We start from the raw sequence: 16224 nt of genomic DNA, 5'->3' as shown, positions 1-16224 counted from the left end.
CCACCGTGCAAAAACCTGTCTTGCTGAGCGAAGCGAAGCAAGGCTCGTGAGACGCGTAGCGTCTCACGGTGGTGGGAAAAAGCCGCGAGGCTCGCATTCGTCGCCGGCGCTACGCGCCGGCTTCCAGCGGGACCGAAGGTCCCGCCCGGCTCGCCTCGCGGAACTATTCCTCGTGAAGGGCAGCGTTGCGGATCACCGCGGGACCTGATCCACCCCAGACCGTGCAGGAATCTTCGGCCGTTCCGAAACCGATCTCGTCGCGTTCGCTGGCGACGTCCAGTTACCGGTAATCGAAGCTGTGCGTCACGTTAGCGCTACACCCACTACCTTTTGGTCCGTGGCGGTCGAAACCTACTAGTGCAATGACGAAATCACCGACGAGAGGCGACGCCGCACCGACGTTCACAGCCACGCTCGCCGACGGCGACGTATCGGCCTTCGACCTCGACAACTCGCTGGGCGAGGGCCCCGTCGTCCTCGCGTTCTTCCCCGGCGCGTTCACGCCGCCGTGTACGAGCGAGATGGTCGCCCTCCAGGAGTACTTGGACGACTTCGAGGACGCCGACGCGACCTTATACGGCGTCAGCGCCGACTCCGCGTTGTCGCAGAACGCCTTCCGTGAGGAACACGGCCTCGAGTTCGACCTCATCAGCGATATGGGCAGGGAGGCGATCGGTGCCTACGGCCTCGAGATCGACATCGAAGCACTGGGTCTGGTGGGCGTCGCGAACCGCGCCGTGTTCGTCATCGATAACGACGGCGACGTGGCCTACTCTTGGATCGCCGACGATCCGACGAACGAGCCGAACTACGAGGAACTGCTCGACGAAGTGCGAGCGGCCTGAAACCGGAAGTGGCGAGACCGACTCCTACAGTTCGAGTTCGGCGGCCGACGCCACGTCGAACCTGACGACCTCGGGCTCGCCCGCCAGCAGGTCGTCGAGCGCGGCCTCGAACTCCTGGAAGTGATCGGTCCCCGTGTGCGACTCGAACGCCTCGGCGTCCTCGTACTGCTCGAAGAATCGGATCACGTTCTCGTCTCGGACGTCCGTCGCCGCCTGATAGTCGATCATCCCCGGCTCTCGGTTCGACTGCTCGACGAGGTTCTCGACGAGATTCAGCGCCTCGGAACGCTTCTCGGGCTTGATCGGGAAGGTCGCGTGGAGTACGATCATCGGTACGGGTGGCACGACGTCGCCAGTCGCAAAAAGATCTGCTGAACGTCTGTCAGAAATCGTAGTGCTGCCGACGAAACCGGCCGAACAGCTACTCCTTCGCGCCGGGGTTCGTCACCGCGCCGTTCGCGGCTGACCCGAAGTCGTTCCCGTACTTCGCGAGCACACCGGACGTGTAGGCCGGTTCACGCGGCTCCCACTCCTCGCGTCGGGCGTCGAGTTGAGCTTCTGAAAGGTCGACGGAGAGTTCGCGCTCGGGGATATCGACGGTGACCTCGTCGCCGTCTTCGAGGAGGCCGATCGCCCCGCCGACCGCGGCCTCGGGCGCGACGTGGCCGACCATCGGGCCGCGGGTCGCGCCGGAGAAGCGGCCGTCGGTCAGGAGCGCGACGTCGTCCTCGTGACCCTGGCCGACGACCGCGGCGGTGACGCCGAGCATCTCGCGCATCCCGGGGCCGCCCTGCGGCCCCTCGTTTCGGATGACGAGGACGTCGCCGGACTCGATGTGGCCCTCCTGGACGTACCGCATCGCCTCCTCTTCGCCCTCGAAGACGCGTGCGGGGCCCTGGTGGTGGAACTTGTCGTCGCCGGTCACCTTCAGTACCGCGCCGTCGGGCGCGAGGTTCCCGGTCAGGATCTTGATCGCCCCCTCCTCCTGGTAGGGGTCGTCGACGGTGTAGATGAAGTCGCCGGTGATCTCGTCGTCCTCGGGCAGGTCGAGTTCCTCGAGCTCCTCCTCGATGGTTCGGCCGGTGACGGTCATCGCGTCGCCGTGGAACAGCCCCGCGTCGAGGAGGCGGCGGATCACGACCGGGACGCCGCCCTCCTCGTGGAGGTCGTTCATCGTCTTCGTTCCGCCGGGCTGGAGGTTCGCGATCTTCGGCGTCTTCCGCGAAATCTCGTCGAACTCCTCGATCGAGAGGTCGATTCCCGCCTCCGCGGCGAGCGCGAGCAGGTGGAGCACGGCGTTGGTCGACCCGCCGATCGCGACCTGCAGGGCGATGGCGTTCTCGAAGGACTTCTTCGAGAGGACGTCGGAGGGGCGGATGTCGTTCGCGACGGCGTTGAGGACGGCCTCGCCGGAGCGCCGCGCGACCTCGTAGCGCTCGGGTGACTCGGCGGGCTGGTCGGCGGTGCCGAGCGGGGCCATCCCCAGGGCCTCCGAGATGGAGGCCATCGTGTTCGCGGTGAACATCCCGCCGCAGGAGCCGGCTCCGGGGCAGGCGTGGCGTTCGAGGTCGTCGAGTTCGTCGGCGTCCATCTCGCCCTCGGCGTAGGTCCCGACGCCCTCGAAGACGTTCTGAATCGTCACGTCGCGGCCGTCGTGCTGGCCGGGCATGATCGACCCGCCGTAGAGGAACACCGAGGGGAGATCCGTTCGGATCGAGGCCATCATCATCCCCGGCAGGTTCTTGTCGCAACCGGCGACGGTGACCAGGGCGTCCATCCGCTCGCCGAAGGCGACCAGTTCGACGGAGTCGGCGATGACCTCTCTGGAGATGAGCGAGGCCTTCATCCCCTCGGTGCCCATCGAGATGGCGTCGGAGATGGTGATCGTCCCGAACTCGATGGGCATCCCGCCGGCGTCTTCGATGCCCTCGATGGCCGCGTCGGCGACGTCGTCGAGGTGGACGTTACACGGGGTGATGTCCGCGGCGGGATTGGCGACGCCGACCATCGGGGAACCGAGGTCCTCGTCGTCGAAGCCCATCGCGCGGAACATCGCGCGGTGGGGCGCTTTGTCCGGTCCCTCCGTGACGTCCGTACTAGGGAGGTCCGGGTCCTTGCCGGTCGAGAACGGCTCCTCGTCCGCGCCGTCCTCGCGTTCGGGTGGTTCCTGCTTGCTCATACACAGAGCGTGGTCGCAGTGGCATTAAAAGGCCACGCATACCGTTTCCCGTTGGCACGCCCCCCGGTTTTCAGCCTTCTCACCGCTACACGCCTCGAACTCCGTCGAGCGGAATCCGAGCTCAGTCTGGCTGGCCAGACGGCTCGGAAACCCGGTGTCGGGGGCCGACGAGCGTTTATATACGAACGGGAGGCCAACCGCGGTGTGATCTGAGGATCACTCCGCGTCGGGCCGCGGTCGCTCGACACGTCGACGTGGAGACGGGCGATCATCGCCCGAACGGGTGTCGACTGTTCGCCAATACGGGTCAAACAGCCGCGGCTCTCCACTCTAACCGGCGTCTATCCGACCGTGGCCGGCCGACTATCACGTGATGCTAGTCCGATAGCATCACTCCTCCGGGCGCGTCGCCAGTCCCACGAGGTGGGGCGCTTCGGGGACGATGATCTCCTCGCTGCCGAGCCGGGCGGCGTTCTCGCTGCCGGGCAGACAGAACACGGGAGCGCCCTCGACCGTCCCCCCCGTCGCCCGCGTTCCCACCACGCGCGTTCCGATCTCGTCCTCGGAGTAGCGGCGGAACAGCTCGCCGAAGCCCGGCAGTTCCTTCTCGAAGAGGGCGCTGATCGCCTCGATGGTCACGTCGTCTGGGGTGACCCCTGTCCCGCCGGTAGTGACGACCGCGTCGACGTCGTCGCGGTCGACGAGCCGGTCGACCGTCGACTGGAGCGTATCGAAGTCGTCGCCGACGACCTCCCTGACGGCGACGTCGTGTCCGGCGGACTCGAACGCGGCCGTGATGGCGTCGCCGGCGGGGTCGTCGTCGAGCGTCCGCGACGTGGAGACCGTAACGACGGCGGCGCTGAGGGAGCTAACGTCGTGCGCGTGATGCTCGTGGTCGTCGTGTGCGTGATTCCCGTCGTCGTGATGCTCGTGGTCGTGCGCCTGGGTATGGCCATCGCGATCGTGGCCGTCGTGACTGTGCGGTTCCCCGTGGCCGTGGCTGCCTGTCTCGTCGTGGTCGCGTGCCTCTTCCTCGCTGTGGTGGTCCTCGCTCATAGTACAGAGCGGTGGCTCCATCGGCAAAGGTGTCCCTCATCTCGACCGATAGATGTGAACTCCTAACACACGAGAAGCGACGGTATCGGGGAATCGAAGTGGTTCGAGTGAGAGGGGTACGGGGAAGAGAGACCGTCGAGATCAGTTGTCGCCGGACTTCGACTGCCACTCGTAGTCACGCCGCTTCGCCGACTTGCCGAAGCCGCACGAGGAGCAGACCTTCTTTTTCACGTGGTAGGACTTCTCGCCGCAGCGGCGACACTTGACGTGCGTCGTCTTGTTCTTCTTTCCTTGACTGGGGGTTCCTGCGCCCGTCATGTTTGTATCGTCACGACGTTGTCGCCGCGTATAATCGTTGTGTCTTCGACCGCTGTGACCTCCAGTTCGCCGACTGCGACGTCCTCGACGTCCACCGGTGGCTCAAGGACGGCGTTCATGTGTTGGTCGTAGCCGGCGAGCGTGCCGTAGTATGCGGTGCCGTCCTTCAACGTGACCGTGACGACGTCTTCGAGTGCGGCTTCGAGAACGTCGAGGGGTCGTCCGCTCATACCCCAAGCGCCGCCCGTTTCGGTATTAAATGTGCCGGACATACTGCGGCGCCGAAGCCCGACGGCGCGTGCCGGTCTGCGACCTCCGAGCGTACTTTTCGGCGTTCGGTTCGGTTTTCGTCCCGCACTCACGAAGCCGCTTCGAGCGGCAGATGCATCCGGACGACGCTCCCGCCGCCGTCTCGGTGGCGTGCGGAGACCTGTCTACCGAGCCGTCGGACGACGAGCCGAACCAGCCAGAGTCCTCCACCCCCGCTCAAACCGGGGTTCCACCGAACGGCTCTGGCGCACGGTTTTCCCGCGAGTCGGCTCGGAGCCACGGTCAACGTTTCCCACCGAACATCGGGTCCGATAACGGTCTGTGGCTGTGCGATCGGACGCAGCGCCGACCCGGATAGTTTTTAGTCCCCGGTCGAGAATCACCCAGTACCAGAACTCCCGCGGGCAAGTGCTTCGGATCGGCCGGAGCACGCGGGGCCGACGACCGACGCGCTGTAAGACGCCGGGGCCGATCGGTCCCGAGACGCGTCGCCCTCCGACGGGCGGCCGTCCCACACGACGGGACGTTTGAGTGAGCACCCTCGCCACGACAGACGGGCGTTGTAGCCGTTTCCGGCAATTGCGGCCTTCCGGGCGTGATTCCGAGACGGGCGACGCCCGTCCCTACCAGTGGCTTTCGATGCTCGGATCCAACAATGGAAATCGAAATTGCGACAATCGGCGGTTACGAAGAGGTCGGTCGACAGATGACGGCCGTTCGCGCGGGCGACGACGTCGTCATCTTCGACATGGGCCTGAACCTCAGTCAGGTCCTCATCCACGACAACGTGGAGACCGAAAAGATGCACAGTCTCGACTTGATCGATATGGGCGCGATCCCGGACGACCGGGTGATGTCCGACCTCGAGGGCGACGTGAAGGCCATCGTGCCGACGCACGGTCACCTCGATCACATCGGCGCGATTCCGAAACTCGCACATCGGTACGACGCGCCGATCGTCGCCGCTCCGTTCACGATCGAGTTAGCGAAACAGCAGGTCGAAGACGAGACGAAGTTCAGTGGGAGCTTCGACAACGACTTCGTGAAGATGGAGGCCGGCGAGACGATGTCGATCGGCGACTCCGGGAACGTCGAGATGGAGTTCGTCCACGTGACGCACTCGATTATCGACGCGATCAACCCGGTGCTGCACACCCCGGAGGGCGCGATCGTCTACGGCCTCGACAAGCGGATGGACCACTCGCCGGTCCTCGAAGACCCGATCGACATGGAGCGCTTCCGCGAGATCGGCCGCGAGGGCAACGGCGTCCTCTGTTACATCGAGGACTGCACGAACGCGGGGCGGAAGGGCCGGACGCCCTCGGAGTCCCACGCGCGTAACCACCTCGAAGACACGATCCGATCGATCGAGGACTACGACGGCGGGATCGTCGCCACGACGTTCTCCTCGCACGTCTCCCGGGTCTCCTCGATCGTCGAGTTCGCGAAGGACATCGGTCGTCAGCCCGTGTTGCTCGGGCGCTCGATGGAGAAGTACTCCGGCACCGCAGAGCGACTCGGATTCGTCGACTTCCCCGACGACGTCGGGATGTACGGCCACCGCAAATCCGTCGACCGGACGTTCAAGCGGATCATGAAGGAAGGAAAGGAGAACTTCCTCCCCGTCGTCACGGGTCACCAGGGCGAGCCGCGCGCGATGCTCACCCGGATGGGCCGCGGCGAGACGCCCTACGAAATCGAGGACGGCGACAAGGTCATCTTCAGTGCGCGGGTCATCCCCGAGCCGACGAACGAGGGTCAGCGCTACCAGTCCGAGCGTCTCCTGCGAATGCAGGGCGCGCGGATCTACGACGAGATCCACGTCTCGGGGCACCTGCGCGAGGAGGGCCACTACCAGATGCTCGACGCCCTCCAGCCGCAGCACGTCATCCCCGCCCACCAGGACCTGCAGGGCTTCTCGCCGTACGTCGACCTCGCGGAGTCGCAGGGCTACGCGCTGGGTCGGGACCTGCACGTCACGCGGAACGGGAATATGATCCAGCTGGTGGAGTGAGATGAGCTCGGACGCGGCGGAGAAGCGGGTGCTCGAGGCCATCGCGGAGCGGCGCGAACTCGTCAACGACGCGCTCGACGAGGACGTGCCGATGAAGTCGCCCGAGCGACTCTACGAGGCCACCCGCTACCTGCTGAAGGCCGGCGGCAAGCGGCTGCGTCCGACCGTCGCGCTCCTGACCGCGGAGGCGCTGGCGGACGTCGAACCGCTGTCGGTGGACTACCACGCGTTCCCGGCGCTCGACGGCTCGGAGATCGACGTGATGTCGGCCGCGACGAGCATCGAGGTCATCCAGTCGTTCACGCTGATCCACGACGACATCATGGACGACGACGACCTCCGTCGCGGCGTGCCCGCCGTCCACAAGGAGTACGACACCGAGACGGCCATCCTCGCGGGCGACACCCTGTACGCGAAGGCCTTCGAGCTGCTCTCGGAGACGGGCGCGGACCCCGCGAACGGCCTGGATGCCGTCCGACGGCTCGCGACGACCTGTACGCAGATCTGCGAGGGCCAGGCGCTCGACATCGAGTTCGAGAAGCGGACCGAGGTGCTCCCCGAGGAGTACCTCGAAATGATCGAACTGAAGACCGCGGTCCTCTACGGCACCGCGGCAGCGACGGCGGCGACCCTGATGGACGCCGACGACGAGACCGTCGAGGCGCTGTACCGCTACGGGATCGACTCCGGGCGGGCGTTCCAGATCCAGGACGACGTCCTCGATCTGACGGTCCCATCGGAAAAGCTGGGCAAACAGCGCGGCTCCGATCTCGTCGAGAACAAGGAGACGCTCATCACGCTGCACGCGCGCCAGCAGGGCGTCGACGTCGACGCGCTGGTCGAGACCGACGACGTCGACTCCGTCTCGGAGGCGGAGGTCGAGGAGGCCGTCGCCGAACTCGAGGCCGCCGGATCGATCGAGTACGCCGAGGCGAAGGCCGAGGAACTCACCGCGAACGCGAAGAACCACCTCGAGGTCCTCCCGGACAACGAGGCGCGCGCGCTGCTCGGCGATATCGCGGACTACCTGATCACGCGCGGGTATTAAAACGGGTCGCCGCGGCGGCGGTTTTACCCGGGACGTCGGGGCTCCGCCCCACCCCCAATCCGACCCCCTTTTTACCGGGGAGGACGCACCGACGCGTAATGGACGACGAGTTACGCGAACGCGTCGAGCGCGAGGCCGAGAAGCACGCGCTGCTCAACGCGGTCAAGTACGAGAGCGACGCCGACGTCGGGGCCGTGATGGGCCCGCTGATGGGCGAGAACCCCGACTTCCGCCCGCACGGCGACGAGATCCCGGGCGTCGTCGGCGGCGTGGTCGCCCGCGTCAACGACCTCTCGACCGAGGCGAAGCGCGACCGACTCGAAGACCTCGCGCCCGAGGAACTCGCCGAGATCGAGGCCGAGGACGAGGAAGACGAGCACGACCTCCCGGACCTGCCGAACGTCGACGACTACGACGAGGTGCGGATGCGCGCCGCGCCGAACCCCAACGGCCCGTGGCACATCGGCCACGCGCGGATGCCCGCGGTCATCGGCACGTACAAGGAGCGCTACGACGGGTCGTTCGTGGTCCGCTTCGACGACACCGACCCCGAGACGAAGCGGCCGGATCTCGACGCGTACGACGCCATCCTCGACGACATCGACTACCTCGGCTTCGAACCGGACGACGTCATCGTCGCCTCCGACCGGTTGGAGACGTACTACGAGCACGCCCGCGACCTGATCGACGCCGGCGGCGCGTACACCTGCTCGTGTTCGGGCGAGACCTTCTCGGAGCTGAAGAACAGCGGCGAGGCGTGCCCGCACCGCGAGAAGGACCCCGAAACGATCCGCGAGGAGTTCGAGGCGATGGTCGACGGCGAGTACGACTCCGGGGAGATGGTGCTCCGCGTGCGGACCGACATCGAACACAAGAACCCCGCCCTCCGCGACTGGGTCGCCTTCCGGATGATCGACACGCCGCACCCGCGCGAGGAGGCCGCCGAGTACCGGTGCTGGCCGATGCTCGACTTCCAGTCGGGCGTCGACGACCACCTCACGGGCGTCACGCACATCATCCGCGGCATCGACCTCCAGGACTCGGCGAAGCGCCAGCGGTTCGTCTACGACTACTTCGACTGGGAGTACCCGGAGGTGATCCACTGGGGCCACGTCCAGGTCGACGCCTACGACGTGAAACTCTCGACGTCGACGCTGAAAGAGAAGATCGAGGCGGGCGACCTCGACGGCTGGGACGACCCCCGCGCGCCGACCCTGAAGAGCCTCCGGCGGCGGGGCATCCGCGGCGAGGCCGTCGTCGAGGCGCTGATCGGCCTCGGGACGTCGACCTCGAACGTCGATCTCTCGATGAGTTCGATCTACGCGGCGAACCGGGAACTCGTCGACGACGACGCCGAGCGCTACTTCCTCGTCCGCGACGGCGAGCGCTTCGACGTCGAGGGCGGTCCCGACGCCGGCCACCCGCCGATCCACCCCGATCACGAGGACCGCGGCGAGCGCACGATCCCCGCGGCCGGCGGCGTCGTCCTCGAACCCGGGGACGTTCCTGCCGCGGGCGAACGTGTCTGGCTGAAGGGCTACGCGTGCGTCCGCCGCGAGCGCGACGGAGCGAGTGCGATCGGCGCGGATTCCGAGACGCTCGTCGCCACCGACGACGACATCGACGTGGTCCGCGACGGCGACGTCGACGTCGTCCACTGGGCGCCCGCCGAGGACAATATTGATGTCCAAATGCGAACGCCCGACGGCGACGTGACCGGCGTCGCCGAACCCGACTTCGCCGAGACGACCGTCGACGACGTCGTCCAGTTCGAGCGGGTCGGCTTCGCGCGCGTCGACGAACACGGGTCCGAGGAGTCGGTCGTCTACTGGACGCATCCCTGATCTGACACCCGGACCGGCCCGGTATCGGGAAGCCGCCGATCCGTGAACCTCACGCGGCCGGTCATTTCGCGCGACCCGTCGACCGCACGCGACCCGTTTCTCTCGTGCGACCCGTCGGCCGCACGCGACCCGTTTCTCTCGTGCGATCCGTCGACCGCACGCGGTCCGCGGTAGCAACCCGCACGCGGTCCGCGGTGGACACACCGGCGTGGGTGCGCGTACAAACCGCCGGTGCTCCGCGCACGAGCGTGATCGAGGCGACCGGAACCCGTGGATCCGCGCCGGCGGTTGCGCCGAATTAAATCCGATTCAATCCCGCCAAATTCGGAGTGAAACCCGCGAAAACGGTCGAAAATCCGGTTCAGCGAGTCGATGGTTTACGTCCGTCTACCCACACGACCGGAGTGTAGATCGACAATGAACCGAACGAAACTACTCGCCGTCGCGGTCGCTGCGCTCATCGTCGCAACGGGCGCGGCGGCCGCGACACCGGGAAGCACACCCGCGACAGATAACGGCGGCGCGGCCGGCGCGGCCGACGCAGCCGAGTCCGCCGGATCGAGCGCCGCCGAGCAGGCCGGACCGCCGGACGACCTCCCGAGCGCCGTTCCGGACTTCGTCTCGGACATCCACGACCGCGTGAACGGGTTCCTCGACGGATCGCTGGACTCGCTCGGCCCGTCGGTGAGCGACGTGGCCGGTAACGGTGAGGACGCCGGCGACGAGGGAATCGATGCCGGCGGCGAGTCCACTGACGCCGAGAGCTGAACGGACGACGAAAACGCACCGGACCCGAGCGGACTCCGGAACCGCCCCGACTAACGAAGTCTCCCCGCTGACACCGGTACCCCTATCCGGGACCCGCCCTCACCGACGACCAGCCCGTGGCCGTCGCCCTCGAGGGGCGGCCACATCGAACACACTGACAACACCGATTATGAACGGAAAACCCATCGTCGTGCTCGCACTCCTCGTCGCCGTCGTCGCGGGGGCCGTCGTCATCGGCGGGGACGCCCTGCCCGGCAGCGACGGAGCCGACTCCGACCCGTTCCCGACCGCGACGTCGACGCCGGGGGAGACGACACAGACCAGTGCGGACAGTGAACCGGCGGGGACGACCGACACGGCGGCCGCGTCGACGCCGACGCCGCCGTTCGGCTTCGTCATCGAGAACATCGAGGAGTGCGGGACGACCTGCCGGAACGTCACCTCGACGCTGACGAACCAGCAGGACACGACTGCCGAGGAGATCACGGTCCACAGTCGGATCTTCGCCGGACAGGGCGTCGATGAGGACGACCAGATCTGGCGCGGCGAGGAGCCGGTCGGGACACTCGGCCCCGGCGAGTCGTACACGACGACGCGCGAGGTCGAACTGTCGTTCCAGGAGGGACTGGCAGTGCAGAACGAGGACGGCTGGATCACGATCCAGACGACCGTCGAGACGGCGGATCAAACGGTCACGTTCACCGAGGAGCGACAGGTGCTCTAGGAGGACGAGACCGGGCCACCGCACTCGAAGAGCCCCCGATCCGGAACGTCCTTACCCGCCCGCGCCGAACCGCGCGGTATGACGCTGCAAGTCCGGGAGATCTCCGAGCTCTCGCCCGACGAGCGGGCGGCCCTCTTCGACCGCGACGCCGGAATCGACGAGGCCCGCGCCGACGTCGAGGAGATCGTCGGTCGGGTTCGGACCGAGGGCGACGTCGCCGTCAGGGAGTTCTGCCGCGAGTTCGACGGCGTCGAGGTCGGCAACCTCGACGTGACCGACGCCGCAGAGCGCGCGTACGACGAGATCGACGACGACGTGCGCGAGGCCATCGAGACGGCCGCGGCGAACGTCCGCGAGTTCCACGAGCGACAGGTCCCCGACGACTGGCGGGAATCGTTCGGCACCGGCGGCGGCGGCGCGGACGAGGGTGTCGGAGCGGGCCGCCGCGAACTCGGGCGTCGCTTCCGGCCGCTCGAACGCGTCGGCGTCTACGCGCCGGGCGGTACGGCCGCGTACCCCTCCAGCGTGCTGATGGGCGTCGTGCCCGCGAAGGTCGCGGGCGTCGAGCACGTCGCGCTCGCGACGCCGCCCGCCGAGGAGATGAACCCGGTGACGCTCGCGGCCGCCCACGTCGCCGGCGCGGACGTCGTCTACAGCGTCGGCGGCGCGCAGGCCGTCGGCGCGCTGGCGTACGGGACCGAGACCGTGAAAGCCGTCCAGAAGATCGTCGGCCCCGGAAACAGGTGGGTCACGGCGGCGAAGGCCGCGGTGCGCGGCGACGTCGACATCGATTTCCTCGCCGGGCCCTCCGAGATCCTGGTGCTCGCGGACGCGACAGCCGATCCCGAACTGATCGCCGCCGACCTCCTCGCGCAGGCCGAACACGACCCGAACTCCTCGGTCGTGGCCGTCACCGACGACGAGGGCCTCGCGGCAGACGTCGTCGCCGCCGTCGAGTCACGGACGGCCGAACGCGAGCGCGAGAGTGTGATCCGGGACGCCCTCGAGAACGACGCTTCGGGCGTCCTCCGCGCGCGCTCGATGTCGGAGGCCGTCCTGTTCGCCGAGGAGTACGCCGCCGAACACCTCTCGATCCAGGCCGACGACGACGAGGCGCTGCTCGATCGGATCACTAACGCGGGCAGCGTCTTCCTGGGGCCGTACACGCCCGTTGCGGCGGGCGATTACGCCTCCGGGACGAACCACGTCCTCCCCACCTCCGGCGGCGCGAAGCGGTACGGCGGGCTCTCGGTGGACACCTTCCTCCGCTCGACGACCGTCCAACGCCTCGACCGGGATGGCCTCGACGCGCTCGCCGAAACGGTGACGACGCTCGCGGAGGCGGAGGGGCTGGAGGCTCACGCCGAGAGCGTTCGGGCCAGGTTCGATTCAGCGGCACCTTCGGACTCGTCAGATCGGACCGATACCGGCGACGAGGACGCCGCGTGATCGCGGGATGACGGACGGTACGCGCCGCCCGCCGACGTTCGCCGACGCCTGCGAGGCCGTGCTCGCGGACCCGGCGGCGAGCCATTCGGAGGACACGACGCTCGCTCCCGTTCGGGTTCGATCGATCCCCGAGGGATGGGCCGAGCGCCGCGCACGGCTCGTCGTCTCCCGGTTACCAGCGGACGTCGACGGGATCCTCGAACTCGGCAGCGGCGTCGGCGCACTACTCCGCCGCCTGAGCGGTCAGTACGAAGCGGTCGGCGTCGACGAGCGACGTGCGCACCTCCGGTTTTCGCAGGCGCGCGGCACGGATTCGGTCCAGGGAGCGCCGACCCGCCCCCCCGTCAGGTCCGTCTTCGACGCGGCGGTCGCCGTCGAGGACGCCGTCGGGCGAGCTTCCGCCGTCGACCTCTGCGTGTCGGCCTTCCGGTCGCTCCGCCCCGGTGGGATCGCCGTCGTCGCTGCCCCGACCGATCCGGCCGCGGTGGCAGAACCCGGGGTCGCAACCTACAGCGGATCGCGGTATCGACTCGAACGGGCCGTCGACATCGTCGCCGAGCGGCGCTCGGAAGCCGCTCGAAGACAGTCCGGTGACACCGGCCACGAGCTCGTCGTCGACTACCGGGTCACGGACAGACAGACCGGAGACAGCGCGGTGGTGACCGACCGTCGGCCCGTCCAGACGACGACGGCCGACGGCCTCACGGGTGCGCTCCGGACGGCCGGGTTCGAGTCGGTGCTGGTCTCGGGCGAGAGCGACTTGGCGGGGCTCGTCGTCGGCCGAGGAGTGCGTCCGGTCGAGACCGGCGTCCCGACGGCCGAGTTGGACGGGTAGGTGACTGGTCGCGCCGTGCAATCGGGAAGCGAGTCTGGGGGCACCCGTCTCGACCAAGCAGACGACCCAAGGTTCGAGCGATCCGAAGTTTCAAGCGACCAGTGAGCCGATTGATACTATGACCGAGGACGTTCCATCGAGACTCCGTCGCCGCGAGCCGGTCGCCGGCTGTTGGCTCTCGATCGGGCATCCGGCGAGCGCCGAACTCCTCGCCGGGGTCGGGTTCGACTTCGCCGTCCTGGACGGCGAACACACGGAGATGACCCTCGAAGCGCTGGGGGCGGTGCTCCGGGCCGTCGAGGCCGCGGGCACCGACACCGTTCCGATCGTCCGGGTGGCGTCGAACGATCCGATCGAAGTGAAGCGGGTCCTCGATTTGGGACCCGCTGGCGTGATGGTCCCGGCCGTCGAGACCGCCGCGGAGGCCGAACGGGCCGTCGACGCCTGTACCTATCGTCCCCACGGACGGCGGGGCGTGGCGGGGTACCGCGCCGCCGACTACGGCGCGAACCTCCAGTCGTACGTCGAGTCCGCGAGCGAGGAGATCCTCACGATCGTCCAGGTCGAGTCCGCGGCCGGAGTGGAGAACGTCGCGGACATCGCCGCCGTCGACGGCGTCGACGCCCTGTTTATCGGCCCGGCCGATCTCTCGGCCTCCCTGGACGCCTTCGGCGAGTACGACGCCGAACCGGTTCGGAGCGCCGTCGACCGGATCGTGAGCGCGGCGAACGCGGCAGACTGCCCGGTCGGCACGCTCGCGACGAGTCGGGGCGAAGTCGCCACGCGGGACGAGTGGGGCGTCGACTTTCTCGCGATGGGGCCCGATCTGTCGTTCCTCGCCGAGAGCGCGAGCGGCTACCTGACCGAGTACCGCGACCGACACGAGTGAAACGCGGGCGGTCGGGCTGCCGGGCGTCCGTCACGCTTCGGTCGTTGCCGCCGCGTCACTTCTCCGTCCGTACCTCCCCGCTGTCACGAAAACCCGTCACTCCCCGCGGATGGTCAGGACCGGGATCGACGACAGCCGGACGATCCGTTCGGTCGTGCTCCCGAGTAGATACCGGTCGATGCCGCGACGGCCGTGCGTTCCCATCACGATCACGTCGGCGTCGACGAGGTCGGCGTAGTCGAGGATGGTTTCGACGGGCCCGCCCGTCTCGACGGCGTCGACGACGTCCACGCCGGGATCGAGGCGTTCTGTCGCCTCCGCGAGGATCCGCTCTCCCTCTCCTTCGAGCGCGTCGACGACTTCGCCGCCGAGCGTCGTGACGCTGTCGCGGTTGCTGTCGGCGACGTAGAGGAGGTGGACGGTCGCGTCGTGCGCTCGTGCGAGCGAGACCGCGTGGTCTATCGCCGCGTCGGCCTGATCGCTGCCGTCGGTCGGAACGAGGATCGTCTCGTACATACGAACCGGTTCAGGAGGTGGCGGTATATACCCCGCGCCGTGTCCCCCGAATACCGAGGGTCCCGGGTGGTCGTCGAGGGTGGTGGTAGTCGTCGACTGCGATGGACTGTCCTCGCGTCGACCGCCGAGACACGTAACCGGTTCCCGTAACCCCGTGCGTCAGGATTAACACCTTGCGCACGTTATCTCTCCGCATATGAGTACCGAGACCGCAGACGGTGGCGGCGACGGCGACGACGCCGTGACCGTCACACAGGACGCCGCGGCGGAGGCGATTCGGCTCATCGAGTCCGAGGGGCTCGACACCGACGAGGCGGGACTCCGGGTGTTCGTCCAGCAGGGCGGCTGTGCGGGCCTCTCGTACGGAATGCGATTCGATAACGAACCCGAGCCCGACGACGCGATCGTCGAGCAGCACGGCCTCCGCATCTTCGTGGATCCGGCGAGCCAGAACTACGTCGGCGGGTCGACGCTCCGCTACGAGGGCGGCCTCCAGGGGGCGGGATTCCACGTCGAGAACCCCAACGTCGTCAGCGAGTGCGGCTGTGGCGAGTCCTTCCGAACGTGAACTCTTTCTCCGTGGGGTGTCGTCTTCGCGTATGGCCGTAGAACTCGACGCCGTCGAGACGCCCGACGGCGAGACGGTGTACGTCGACCGATCTGACGCCGAAAAGGGTGCGAAGGGGGCCTTCTTCGTCGTGTACGCGACGCCCGACCGCGCGGAGCGGTGGGGATTCTTCTGTGCGAACTGCGAGTCCACCGACAACGCGATGGACACGATGGGGCGCATCGAGTGCAACGTCTGCGGCAACATCAGAAAGCCCGACGAGTGGGACGCCGCCCACGAGTGAGGCCGTCTTTCGAGACGTCGAGAACGAAACCGGCCGATCGAGTGCCCTGAGTGCCGACTGTTCGTGCTCGATCCCAGCGTATGGTAACTGGTGGCAAGATTTATGCTATCGGCTGGAGAAGGCTTAGGTACATGCCCCCTGTCAGCATGCCTCCCTCGGAGGACGCCCGGGCGATCTTCAGTCGGCTGGGCTACAGTGTCTCGGGCGACGGACCGGACTTCGTCGCCGAGCGGAAGTGGCGTACGGTCCGCGTTACGGCGCTTTCGGACGGCGACGACCTGAACGGACGCCGCGTTCTCGCGGACGGTGGCGAACCGTCGGACACGTATCGATTCCGATGCTTCGTCGCGCCCAAAGAGGCGACAGGGGACGTACAGAACCGACTCGCGAGCGTCGATCCCGCCTACGAGTGGGCCGTGATCGGCGTCGACGACGACGGGGAGTACGACGTCCACCTCCCGGACGCCAGCTGAGGCGAGAGCCGTCGTCCCGCAGAGTCGTTCGACGGCCACGTGAGGCTCACCCGCTATCGACGAGATCGTCGCCGACGGCCCGTCCGCGCGAGCAGCGCTACTCGACCGTGATCCCTGGGACTGTCCCGCGGAACCGCGGTCGGAC

General features: G+C 67.7%; 19 protein-coding genes. 12 read left to right on the top strand and 7 right to left on the bottom strand.

Annotated features, from left to right (window positions below; translation table 11 throughout):
- Window positions 1–362 precede the first annotated feature (362 nt).
- Window positions 363–845: a redoxin domain-containing protein gene (locus NO876_RS05085; RefSeq protein WP_256420588.1), complete on the top strand. Its 483-nt coding sequence runs from the start codon at window positions 363–365 to the stop codon at window positions 843–845.
- A 24-nt stretch (window positions 846–869) separates the two neighbouring features.
- On the opposite strand, the gene NO876_RS05080 is transcribed toward NO876_RS05085, so the two are convergent.
- The 6 genes from NO876_RS05080 to NO876_RS05055 all read right to left on the bottom strand — a co-directional run bounded on the left by NO876_RS05080 (window position 870) and on the right by NO876_RS05055 (window position 4888).
- Complete coding sequence (locus NO876_RS05080; RefSeq protein ID WP_256420587.1) at window positions 870–1175, bottom strand: putative quinol monooxygenase; 306 nt, start codon at window positions 1173–1175, stop codon at window positions 870–872.
- A 91-nt stretch (window positions 1176–1266) separates the two neighbouring features.
- Entirely contained in the window at window positions 1267–3024 is a 1758-nt protein-coding gene (gene ilvD, locus NO876_RS05075) for a dihydroxy-acid dehydratase (protein WP_256420586.1), read from the bottom strand.
- 390 nt (window positions 3025–3414) lie between these two features.
- Window positions 3415–4080, bottom strand: coding sequence for a MogA/MoaB family molybdenum cofactor biosynthesis protein (locus NO876_RS05070; protein ID WP_256420585.1), 666 nt, complete (start codon window positions 4078–4080; stop codon window positions 3415–3417).
- Window positions 4081–4221: 141 nt separating this feature from the next.
- The gene (locus NO876_RS05065) at window positions 4222–4398 is read right to left on the bottom strand and encodes a 50S ribosomal protein L37e (RefSeq protein WP_103990282.1); all 177 of its coding nucleotides are present in this window, start codon (window positions 4396–4398) and stop codon (window positions 4222–4224) included.
- Entirely contained in the window at window positions 4395–4628 is a 234-nt protein-coding gene (locus NO876_RS05060) for an LSM domain-containing protein (RefSeq protein ID WP_256420584.1), read from the bottom strand. Before NO876_RS05060 ends, NO876_RS05065 begins: the two co-directional genes overlap by 4 nt.
- A 128-nt stretch (window positions 4629–4756) precedes the next feature.
- Window positions 4757–4888 carry an ATP-binding protein gene (locus NO876_RS05055; RefSeq protein ID WP_256420583.1) on the bottom strand — a complete coding sequence of 44 codons (132 nt, stop codon included), beginning with the start codon at window positions 4886–4888 and terminating at the stop codon, window positions 4757–4759.
- Between the two features lie 435 nt (window positions 4889–5323).
- Here NO876_RS05055 and NO876_RS05050 point away from each other — a divergent pair, with 435 nt between their 5' ends.
- From NO876_RS05050 to NO876_RS05015, 8 genes are all read left to right on the top strand, one after another.
- Window positions 5324–6682 carry a ribonuclease J gene (locus tag NO876_RS05050; protein WP_256420582.1) on the top strand — a complete coding sequence of 453 codons (1359 nt, stop codon included), beginning with the start codon at window positions 5324–5326 and terminating at the stop codon, window positions 6680–6682.
- A gap of 1 nt (window position 6683) precedes the next feature.
- Complete coding sequence (gene idsA3 / locus NO876_RS05045) at window positions 6684–7730, top strand: geranylfarnesyl diphosphate synthase (RefSeq protein WP_256420581.1); 1047 nt, start codon at window positions 6684–6686, stop codon at window positions 7728–7730.
- Window positions 7731–7828: 98 nt separating this feature from the next.
- On the top strand, window positions 7829–9574 hold the full coding sequence (locus NO876_RS05040; protein WP_256420580.1) for a glutamate--tRNA ligase: 1746 nt from the start codon (window positions 7829–7831) through the stop codon (window positions 9572–9574).
- Window positions 9575–9991: 417 nt separating this feature from the next.
- Window positions 9992–10342 carry a hypothetical protein gene (locus tag NO876_RS05035; RefSeq protein ID WP_256420579.1) on the top strand — a complete coding sequence of 117 codons (351 nt, stop codon included), beginning with the start codon at window positions 9992–9994 and terminating at the stop codon, window positions 10340–10342.
- Between the two features lie 169 nt (window positions 10343–10511).
- On the top strand, window positions 10512–11066 hold the full coding sequence (locus tag NO876_RS05030) for a hypothetical protein (RefSeq protein ID WP_256420578.1): 555 nt from the start codon (window positions 10512–10514) through the stop codon (window positions 11064–11066).
- Window positions 11067–11144: 78 nt separating this feature from the next.
- A complete protein-coding gene (gene hisD, locus NO876_RS05025) occupies window positions 11145–12515 on the top strand; it encodes a histidinol dehydrogenase (protein ID WP_256420577.1) in 1371 nt (456 codons plus the stop codon).
- 7 nt (window positions 12516–12522) lie between these two features.
- Window positions 12523–13350 carry an SAM-dependent methyltransferase gene (locus NO876_RS05020; protein ID WP_256420576.1) on the top strand — a complete coding sequence of 276 codons (828 nt, stop codon included), beginning with the start codon at window positions 12523–12525 and terminating at the stop codon, window positions 13348–13350.
- A 118-nt stretch (window positions 13351–13468) separates the two neighbouring features.
- On the top strand, window positions 13469–14239 hold the full coding sequence (locus tag NO876_RS05015; RefSeq protein WP_256420575.1) for an HpcH/HpaI aldolase family protein: 771 nt from the start codon (window positions 13469–13471) through the stop codon (window positions 14237–14239).
- Window positions 14240–14335: 96 nt separating this feature from the next.
- On the opposite strand, the gene NO876_RS05010 is transcribed toward NO876_RS05015, so the two are convergent.
- On the bottom strand, window positions 14336–14755 hold the full coding sequence (locus tag NO876_RS05010; protein WP_256420574.1) for a universal stress protein: 420 nt from the start codon (window positions 14753–14755) through the stop codon (window positions 14336–14338).
- A gap of 196 nt (window positions 14756–14951) precedes the next feature.
- Between NO876_RS05010 and NO876_RS05005 the strand changes: the two genes are divergently transcribed.
- From NO876_RS05005 to NO876_RS04995, 3 genes are all read left to right on the top strand, one after another.
- The gene (locus NO876_RS05005) at window positions 14952–15323 is read left to right on the top strand and encodes a HesB/IscA family protein (protein WP_256420573.1); all 372 of its coding nucleotides are present in this window, start codon (window positions 14952–14954) and stop codon (window positions 15321–15323) included.
- A 31-nt stretch (window positions 15324–15354) separates the two neighbouring features.
- Window positions 15355–15606: a DUF5816 domain-containing protein gene (locus tag NO876_RS05000; RefSeq protein WP_256420572.1), complete on the top strand. Its 252-nt coding sequence runs from the start codon at window positions 15355–15357 to the stop codon at window positions 15604–15606.
- 131 nt (window positions 15607–15737) lie between these two features.
- Window positions 15738–16079 (top strand): DUF7116 family protein, encoded by a 342-nt coding sequence (locus tag NO876_RS04995; RefSeq protein ID WP_256420571.1) that lies wholly within the window; start codon window positions 15738–15740, stop codon window positions 16077–16079.
- The last annotated feature ends 145 nt before the right edge of the window (window positions 16080–16224 follow it).

The sequence above is a fragment of the Halobellus rarus genome (assembly GCF_024494595.1).
In the GTDB taxonomy this organism is placed as follows: Archaea; Halobacteriota; Halobacteria; order Halobacteriales; family Haloferacaceae; genus Haloquadratum; species Haloquadratum rarum.
Note: the sequence above shows the minus strand (reverse complement) of the source record. Positions and strands in the feature narration are given on the sequence as shown.

Excerpts from the sequence above, each read along its gene's own strand:
- NO876_RS04995 (WP_256420571.1), top strand. The coding sequence starts at position 15,738 with ATGCCCCCTGTCAGCATGCCTCCCTCGGAGGACGCCCGGGCGATCTTC.
- NO876_RS05005 (WP_256420573.1), top strand. The coding sequence starts at position 14,952 with ATGAGTACCGAGACCGCAGACGGTGGCGGCGACGGCGACGACGCCGTG.
- NO876_RS05015 (WP_256420575.1), top strand. The coding sequence starts at position 13,469 with ATGACCGAGGACGTTCCATCGAGACTCCGTCGCCGCGAGCCGGTCGCC.
- NO876_RS05060 (WP_256420584.1), bottom strand. The coding sequence starts at position 4,628 with ATGAGCGGACGACCCCTCGACGTTCTCGAAGCCGCACTCGAAGACGTC.
- NO876_RS05020 (WP_256420576.1), top strand. The coding sequence starts at position 12,523 with ATGACGGACGGTACGCGCCGCCCGCCGACGTTCGCCGACGCCTGCGAG.
- NO876_RS05010 (WP_256420574.1), bottom strand. The coding sequence starts at position 14,755 with ATGTACGAGACGATCCTCGTTCCGACCGACGGCAGCGATCAGGCCGAC.
- NO876_RS05085 (WP_256420588.1), top strand. The coding sequence starts at position 363 with ATGACGAAATCACCGACGAGAGGCGACGCCGCACCGACGTTCACAGCC.
- NO876_RS05050 (WP_256420582.1), top strand. The coding sequence starts at position 5,324 with ATGGAAATCGAAATTGCGACAATCGGCGGTTACGAAGAGGTCGGTCGA.
- hisD (WP_256420577.1), top strand. The coding sequence starts at position 11,145 with ATGACGCTGCAAGTCCGGGAGATCTCCGAGCTCTCGCCCGACGAGCGG.
- NO876_RS05000 (WP_256420572.1), top strand. The coding sequence starts at position 15,355 with ATGGCCGTAGAACTCGACGCCGTCGAGACGCCCGACGGCGAGACGGTG.
- NO876_RS05040 (WP_256420580.1), top strand. The coding sequence starts at position 7,829 with ATGGACGACGAGTTACGCGAACGCGTCGAGCGCGAGGCCGAGAAGCAC.
- NO876_RS05065 (WP_103990282.1), bottom strand. The coding sequence starts at position 4,398 with ATGACGGGCGCAGGAACCCCCAGTCAAGGAAAGAAGAACAAGACGACG.
- idsA3 (WP_256420581.1), top strand. The coding sequence starts at position 6,684 with ATGAGCTCGGACGCGGCGGAGAAGCGGGTGCTCGAGGCCATCGCGGAG.
- ilvD (WP_256420586.1), bottom strand. The coding sequence starts at position 3,024 with ATGAGCAAGCAGGAACCACCCGAACGCGAGGACGGCGCGGACGAGGAG.
- NO876_RS05080 (WP_256420587.1), bottom strand. The coding sequence starts at position 1,175 with ATGATCGTACTCCACGCGACCTTCCCGATCAAGCCCGAGAAGCGTTCC.
- NO876_RS05035 (WP_256420579.1), top strand. The coding sequence starts at position 9,992 with ATGAACCGAACGAAACTACTCGCCGTCGCGGTCGCTGCGCTCATCGTC.
- NO876_RS05070 (WP_256420585.1), bottom strand. The coding sequence starts at position 4,080 with ATGAGCGAGGACCACCACAGCGAGGAAGAGGCACGCGACCACGACGAG.
- NO876_RS05030 (WP_256420578.1), top strand. The coding sequence starts at position 10,512 with ATGAACGGAAAACCCATCGTCGTGCTCGCACTCCTCGTCGCCGTCGTC.